Origin of the sequence: Methylobacterium sp. WL18, from assembly GCF_008040015.1 — a bacterium.
GTDB lineage: Bacteria > Pseudomonadota > Alphaproteobacteria > Rhizobiales > Beijerinckiaceae > Methylobacterium > Methylobacterium mesophilicum.
Genome location: NZ_VRVD01000987.1, coordinates 1 through 1,187 on the forward strand (window position 1 = coordinate 1; position 1,187 = coordinate 1,187).

Genomic DNA, 1,187 nt, shown 5'->3' on the forward strand with positions numbered 1-1,187 from the left:
CCCCACCCCCTCGCCACCCTCGCCGAAGCCCTCGCCGTGCAGGAGGTGGTGGAGGGGATTCTGGCGCTGTGAGGATTTGGATGTCGGCGCCCCGATAGGCCCGGAGTGGCGGCATGTTCGCCACTCCGCACCCCGTCGGCGGATGAAGACGGCAACCCGACACGCCCGCCTCTCCCTTCCCCCCTCGCGGGCTACGAGGATTCACATATCTCCGTTGAACACCGCCGCCGACGAAGCGGCGCGACGTGCCCCTCTCCCGTGCGGGCTACGATGTTCACACAACGCGTTGAGCGAGGCTCGACGCGCCCCCTCTCCCGTGCGGGAGAGGGCTGGGGTGAGGGACCAGGTTTATCCGGAGAGGTCGCATCCCTCACCCTGTCCCTCTCCCGCACGGGAGAGGGGACCTGCGCCTCACCTGCCCGCGTGTCGCCCAGCCCGATGGGTGAATCCAGTAGCCCGCCCGGGAGAGGGGACCCGCGCCCAGTCCCGGCGCCGGGTCTCCGCAAATCTGTGTAGCCAGTAGCCCGCAGAGGGGGAGGAGGCGCGTGCCCTGTACGGACCGGCTATCCCGCGCCGTCACCGCTTTGCGGTGTGCAAGGACGGCGATAGCCCTCCATCCCGAGCCCGCCTCAGCTCCCCAGCAGCTCCACCAGGAACGGGATCAGCGGCGTGTCGGCCGGGGGCATGGCGAGATCGCGCAGGGCCTTCGGGCGGACCCATTTGAGCGCCTGGCCCTCCATCGGGCGCGGGGTGCCCGACCAGCGCCGGCAGACGTAGAGCGGCATCAGCAGGTGGAAGTCCGGATAGGCGTGGCTGGCGAAGGTCAGGGGCGCCAGGCACGGCTCCTCGACCCGGATGCCGAGTTCCTCGGACAGCTCCCGGATCAGGGTCTCCTCCGGGCGCTCGCCGGCCTCGACCTTGCCGCCGGGGAACTCCCACAGGCCGGCGAGCTGCTTGCCCGCCGGGCGCTCGCTCACCAGGATCCGGCCGTCGACGTCGACCAGCGCCACCGCGACCACCAGCAACAGGCGCAGGGCGGGCGTCCCGGGCCCGCTCACGGCGCCACCGCGAAGGTGGCCGAGACCTCGGAGGAGAGCTGGATCGTGCCGGCCTCGATCGGGACGCGCCGGCCCTTGGCCGCCATCGGCGCCGCCAGCGCCCGGCTGAAGACCGGCGGCGCCGATGGC

At 72.1% G+C, this 1,187-nt stretch carries 1 protein-coding gene; it reads right to left on the minus strand.

What is annotated here, in order from left to right; translation table 11 throughout:
* Positions 1-629 precede the first annotated feature (629 nt).
* The gene (locus FV228_RS30320) at positions 630-1,058 is read right to left on the minus strand and encodes a (deoxy)nucleoside triphosphate pyrophosphohydrolase (RefSeq protein WP_147857802.1); all 429 of its coding nucleotides are present in this window, start codon (positions 1,056-1,058) and stop codon (positions 630-632) included.
* Positions 1,059-1,187 lie beyond the last annotated feature (129 nt).